Here is a 5,744-nt window from a genome sequence, read left to right on the forward strand (position 1 = left end):
AACGGCGGCGGAATGAACTGGGGCGACTTCGGCGGTAACGGCGGCAACAACGGTGGAAACATCGACTGGGGCGGCATGGCTGGCGGCTTCAATAACGGCGGCGGAAACATCGGCGGCGATGCAGGCAACGGCGGTAACGCAAACAAGGGCCTCAACGCTAAGATCAAGAACGATATGCCTACAACAGTACCAAGCGGCAACGAGTCCAAGGGCTGCAAGGTTGAAAAGAAAACATATAATTGTAAATTCACAGGCGGACAGAAGAGCTGTAACGTTGTTCTTCCTCCTAACTATGATCCAAGCAAGAAATATCCTGTAATGTACGTTCTCCACGGCATCGGCGGTGACGAGGGCAGCATGGTAAGCGGTATGGGCGTTCAGGAGCTTCTTGCAGGACTTATCGGCAACGGCAAGGCAGAGGAAATGATCATCGTACTCCCAAGCCAGTTCACAAGCAAAAACGGCAGTCAGGGCGGCGGCTTCGGTATCAATCAGGAGACCTGTGCTGCTTACGACAACTTCCTCTATGACATCTCAGACAGCCTTATCCCATTCATCGAAGCTAACTATCCTGTAAAGACAGGCAGAGAGAACCGTGCTATCACAGGCTTCTCAATGGGCGGACGTGAAGCTATCTATATCGGACTTATGAGACCTGACCTCTTCGGTTATGTCGGCGGTGCTTGTCCTGCCCCTGGTATCACACCGGGTAAGGATATGTTCATGGAGCACCCCGGCTGTATGACAGAGAGCGAAATGAAGTTCAGAGACGTAGGACCTGAGCCATATGTATTTATGATCACAGGCGGTACAAACGACTCAGTTGTTGGTACATTCCCTAAGTCTTACAGTGATATTCTCACAAGAAACGGTGTTGACCATGTTTACCAGTCTATCCCGGGCGGCGGACACGGTGCAGACTCAGTAAAGCCGCATCTCTACACATTTATGAGATACGCATTCAAGGGCACTGAGGCAGCTGTAGTAACAACAACTACTACAAAGGTCACAACAACAACAACTACCACAACGACTACAACTACAACAAAGCCTGTTACGACCACAACTGTTGACCTCAAGAAGGAGCTCAACTCCAAGGTAACAAAGTGGGGCGATGCTAACTGTGACGGTGTTGTTGATATGGGAGACGTAGTTGCTATCATGCAGGCACTTGCAAGTCCTGATAAGTATGGTCTTAAAGATCAGGGTAAGCTCAACGGAGACGTTGCAGCTGCCGGTTCAGGTATCACAAGCAATGATGCACTTGTTATCCAGAAGTTCCTTTTAGGAAATATCTCATCTCTCCCGGAGAGCTATATGCAGTCAGTTTCGTAATAATTATTGATATCCCAACAGAAGCGTACCGCATTTGATGCGGTACGTTTCTTTTTTATGCGGTATTGAAATACAGGAAAGGAAGTGGTATAATATATTTATATTAATTAATTTGAAAGGACCTGAAAATATGAGCGACAATATTAATAAGATACCATGCGGACTTACAGAGCCCGAGGTCAGCTGTTCATGCTGTGAGCTTGGCGATATCAAAGCAGATGCAGTAAAAGATTATGATATAGTAGTAGTCGGTGCAGGAGCTTCGGGCGTACCTGCGGCAGGCTGGGCAGCTGAGCTTGGTGCAAAAACAGCTCTTCTTCAGAAAGAAGCGGGAGTAGTATCTCAGGGCAACTGCGGCTCTGCAATAATAAAGTCACGTTCCACCGAGGCAGGCATAGCAAAGTGGATACATCATACAAACAGCCTTTGCGACTGGAGAGCCGATACAAAGCAGCTCCGCGCATATGCCGAACATTCCGAGGAAGCGATGATGTGGTTCTTAAATCGTGCAGGACTTACCAAAGAGACTGAATACGGCGATGGCAGCAAGGTGGACAACAATGCCGAAAGTGCAAAGCTCCTCAATGACGGTGACAAGCTCTGCGCATTCAGAAGCACCAGCGGCGACTTCACAGGCGTATGGAAAGACCGCATGAACAGCTATGACTACGGCGAAGATCACTGTTATTTCTGGGCACCTTGGATAGGTCCCAAGCCGCTTAATGTAGGCAATGCCCTGCATAACGCCCTCAACAATATAATGGCAAAGCATGATAACCTTGATGCATATTTCTCCACACCTGCCGTTAAACTGGTCATGGACGGCAAGCGAGTTGCAGGTGTCATCGCAAAGGACAAGGACGGCAGGTACATACAGTTCAACGCTTCAAAGGCAGTTATACTTGCAACAGGCGACTATACCAACAATCCTGCAATGGTACAGCGCTGGTGTCCTGATATAGCCGAATTTGACAAGAAGCAGTTCGGCAAGACAGGTGACGGACATATCCTTGCCATAAGTGCGGGAGCTGAAATGGAAAATCTCGGACATACAAAGATGATGCATGATTTCGACTCTGCACTCATGTTTGAAGAGCCTTTCCTGTACCTTAACATGAACGGTGAACGTTTCACAAACGAGTATACAGGCTTTGTATATATGGGCAATCTTCTGAAATATCAGCCAAAATTCAAGGGAAGTATGCTCGATGCCGACCATAAGGACGGTTCAAAGGGCTGGTACTGCACTATTTACGACAGCGATTATGTGAACTGGGATAAAGACGAGTTCGTAGACGGCTGTGTACCGCCGTTCGTTATGGAGAAGTTCATTCCGGGAGCAGTTGAAGAGCCACAGGGCGTATTCAAGAACCTTATCGACCTGCACAGATGTGATACTCTTGAGGAGCTTGCAGGCGAGCTTTGTATACCATACGATAAAATGAAGGTTTCCATAGACCGATATAACGAGCTCTGCGACAAGGGCTGCGATACTGATTTCGGCAAGCCTGCAAAGTATATGCACAAGATAGAAAAAGCACCTTTCTGGGGTGCAAGAAAGCATATCAGAGTGTCGGCAGAGGTATCGGGAGTCATTACCAATGAGAATGCACAAGCACTTGATGCCGAGGGCAAGCCTATACAGGGACTCTACTGTGCAGGCAATCTTGGCGGACCGTTCTACGGCGGAGCTGATTATCCATTCCACCAGACAGGACTTTCTCTGGGCAGATGCTATACTTTCGGCATGATAGCCGCAAAACACGCACTCGGAGTTTTATAAGTGAGTAGAGAGTAGGAAGTAGTGAGTAGAATTGCAGGGGCGGATATTATCCGCCCCTTTTTTGCACTGAAAAATTTTTATCTGATATTTTTCTGTATCCTTGCCTATTCAGTTACTATATGGTATAATGAATGTAAAAGCATTCATTATAATTAATTTTAAAGCCCTTGCAGATACGCAAATCAGAGAGGAAAAAACGTATGATAAAAGTAATGTTCGTCTGCCACGGCAATATATGCCGCTCGCCAATGGCTGAATTCATAATGAAAAAGCTGATCGCTGACAGCGGTCTTTCAGACGAGGTAGCCGTTGCTTCAAGCGCAACAAGCACCGAGGAGCTTGGCAACTCGGTCTATCCGCCTGCAAAAGCAGAGCTTGCAAAGCACAGTATCGGCTGCGGCGGAAAGTGCGCTGTACAGCTAAGGAAGTCCGACTACGACAAATATGATCTGTTCATCGGCATGGACACTGCCAATATTCGCAACATGAACCGAATTTTCGGCAGCGACAGTGACGGAAAGATATATAAGCTCCTCACCTTTGCAGGTCGCGGAGACGATGTATCTGATCCGTGGTACAGCTGCGACTTCGGCAAGGCTTACAGCGATATCGACGAGGGCTGCCGCGGTCTGCTAAAATACATCAGGGAGGAAATGCTTTGAAATATACCATACTCGAAATAATCGAATGGGACTACGGCTGCGAGGGAGTTCCCGACGGCGAAGAGCCAATGTGCAGCGTTCTCGTGCGAGATGAAAATAACAGCGAAAAACTCATAAAGCTCGCTGACAGTTATCTTAATGAAAATCACCTTAACGCAGGCGATACCATAGAATTATAATGCTTTACTATATGTTCAACAAGCCGCAGGGCTGTGTGACTGCGTGTTCAGATGCAGTCCACAAAACTGTTATGGACTACTTTCCTGCCGAGCTCTCAGAAAAGCTCCACCCCGTAGGCAGGCTTGACAAGGACACCTGCGGACTCCTTATACTTACTGATGACGGCGACCTTGATTTCAAAATAATGCAGCCTGACAGGCATATCAGCAAGACCTATTTCTTCTATGCTGTGGGAACTGTCAATGCTGAGAAAATACAGCTCATCGAGAATGGTATCGCTATGAAAGGCTTCACCTCAAAGCCTGCGAAATTCCGACTTTTCAGACAGTACAGAATACGGGAGCTTGAAGAGTTTATTCCACTCGAACGCCGCGAGAAATATATGAAGAACCCCGACGGTGCTGCTTTTGCGGCAGCACTTACCATACATGAGGGGAAAAAGCATGAGGTAAAAAGGATAATGGAAGCTGTAGGCTGCCGGATATTCTATCTGCGCCGCGACTGCATAGGCTCTCTGGAGCTTGATACTGCACTGAAACAGGGAGAATACCGCCTGCTTAATGAAGATGAAGTAAACGCACTCAAAGAGAACAAATAAAAGCCTGAAAGAAGTATTTCTCCTTTCAGGCTTGATTTTATTTTTTGAGTTTTTGCCTGACTATCAGAACAATGCCTATTATCACTATCAGCGCAGCTGCGATAATACTGCATAAAACAGCTATTCTCGATCCATAACCCGGCTCATCTTTCACTTTTTCAATAGTATAATAGGAAAATCCCGTTGCACGGAAAGCTTTATCCACTTCTTCGGCAATGATCTCATGTCCTGCTGCATTTGGGTGGATATCCATTTTTGTGATATTGGTAAGCTCATCAGCTCTGCCCTTAAAACGCGGCGCAACGTCTATGACTTTATATCCGTTTGCCGACTTTTCGGAAATGATATTGTTGAGCTTTTCTATATTCTGAGCCGTAAATTCGGTTATCACGGAAAGTCTGTCGAAGTATTCAACAGGATCATAAAGAGTCTGCACAAATAATGTTCCGTCAGTTCTGCTTTTCAGCTCAGATGATATGATATCAATATTCACCGTGAACTGCTCAAGTGCCTTGTCTGCTTCGCTTCCCATTCCGAGGAGAGCAACTGCTGCACCTGCAAAGTCGATATCCTTCACATCAAAATTATTGATGTCATCTATGCCGAGGCTGTCGATAAGCTTGAACAGTATTCCGAGAAGGTCGTTTCCGCCGATAGATACTACAACAGCGTCCGCATCTTTCAGTTCGCTGTCAAGCTCGCCGCTCTGTATCTGAGTTATAAGGTCTGAGGAAGTATAGCCCGATACAGCTTCGTTTACCATTGTATGGCCGCACTCGCCTTCAAGCTCCGATGTATACTTGTTTTTCAGTATATTTGAATACGAGGGGCAGTTGTAATTGTCGTCCTTTTTATATCCGTCAAGTCCGTAGCCTGCTGCTATGGAGTCGCCGAGAAACATCATCTTCGGCGGCACTTCCGTTTTATGTTCAACGCTTATTTCGTGTATTTCTGTCTTTGAACACGCTGAAAAGCTCATCATCATTACTGCCGCACCAACTGCCGCAGCTGCTTTCTTTACCAAAACAGGTATCCTCAAAAGTATCATCTCCTTTTAATAAGATCATATCATAAAAGCGAAGCGTTATGATATAATTGTCCGATTGCAGGGAGCAAATCTCGGATTTGCGTATCTGCAAGGGCTTTAGATAAAATATAATGAATGCTTATGCATTCATTATATCAT

At 46.3% G+C, this 5,744-nt stretch carries 6 protein-coding genes; 5 read left to right on the forward strand and 1 reads right to left on the reverse strand.

The genetic code is table 11. The annotated features are described in order from the left end of the window. The 5 genes from BLW60_RS16865 to BLW60_RS11765 all read left to right on the forward strand — a co-directional run. A partial coding sequence (locus BLW60_RS16865) for an alpha/beta hydrolase-fold protein (RefSeq protein ID WP_242872875.1) occupies nt 1–1,335 on the forward strand: 1,335 nt, incomplete at its 5' end. Between the two features lie 130 nt (nt 1,336–1,465). Continuing rightward, on the forward strand, nt 1,466–3,118 hold the full coding sequence (locus BLW60_RS11750) for an FAD-dependent oxidoreductase (protein WP_074717549.1): 1,653 nt from the start codon (nt 1,466–1,468) through the stop codon (nt 3,116–3,118). Between the two features lie 200 nt (nt 3,119–3,318). Beyond that, nucleotides 3,319–3,780 carry a low molecular weight protein-tyrosine-phosphatase gene (locus BLW60_RS11755; RefSeq protein ID WP_074717551.1) on the forward strand — a complete coding sequence of 154 codons (462 nt, stop codon included), beginning with the start codon at nt 3,319–3,321 and terminating at the stop codon, nt 3,778–3,780. Beyond that, a complete protein-coding gene (locus BLW60_RS11760) occupies nt 3,777–3,959 on the forward strand; it encodes a hypothetical protein (RefSeq protein ID WP_074717553.1) in 183 nt (60 codons plus the stop codon). Before BLW60_RS11755 ends, BLW60_RS11760 begins: the two co-directional genes overlap by 4 nt. Further along, a complete protein-coding gene (locus BLW60_RS11765; protein ID WP_074717555.1) occupies nt 3,959–4,558 on the forward strand; it encodes a pseudouridine synthase in 600 nt (199 codons plus the stop codon). Before BLW60_RS11760 ends, BLW60_RS11765 begins: the two co-directional genes overlap by 1 nt. Nucleotides 4,559–4,595: 37 nt before the next feature. Here the strand turns inward: BLW60_RS11765 and BLW60_RS11770 are convergent, their stop codons facing one another. Further along, complete coding sequence (locus BLW60_RS11770; protein ID WP_175460933.1) at nt 4,596–5,597, reverse strand: SGNH/GDSL hydrolase family protein; 1,002 nt, start codon at nt 5,595–5,597, stop codon at nt 4,596–4,598. Between the last annotated feature and the right edge of the window lie 147 nt (nt 5,598–5,744).

This window comes from Ruminococcus flavefaciens (assembly GCF_900108555.1).
Lineage (GTDB): Bacteria > Bacillota > Clostridia > Oscillospirales > Ruminococcaceae > Ruminococcus > Ruminococcus flavefaciens_P.